Below are 374 nucleotides of genomic sequence, written 5' to 3'. Positions count from 1 at the left end.
GGCTTATTATCTTTATCCAAACGATATAATCCTTCCATCGTATTCCCTAGCATTTGTGAAGATACTGTATCTGTTGATTTTGAAGAATCCATCGTTGGAATCTCTTGTGTTACTGTTCGATTTAGCACTTGTTTCGCTGCTAGTTTTTCTCCTGACTTACTATCTCCACTAGAGCTAGAATCCGTGCTTGTCTTCTTATCTCCACCTGATGTAGAACATGCTGTTAGTGCCATGCTCATTGCTAAAACCGGTACTACAACTGCCGTTAGTTTTTTCATTTTTTTCTTTTTCATTTTTTGTACCCTCCCTAATTCTAAACGATATCTAATCAAGAATTTTCTGATAATTCTGTTTTTCTTTATATATTTATCAGA

Annotated in this window: 1 pseudogene; it reads right to left on the bottom strand. The window is 35.0% G+C overall.

The window, feature by feature from the left end:
* Positions 1-293: pseudogene (locus KI356_RS27560) on the bottom strand (peptide ABC transporter substrate-binding protein); the annotation flags it as partial.
* Positions 294-374: the final 81 nt, after the last annotated feature.

It is taken from the genome of Bacillus hominis (assembly GCF_018332515.1).
GTDB classification, from domain to species: Bacteria; Bacillota; Bacilli; order Bacillales; family Bacillaceae_G; genus Bacillus_A; species Bacillus_A hominis.
Note: the sequence above shows the minus strand (reverse complement) of the source record. Positions and strands in the feature narration are given on the sequence as shown.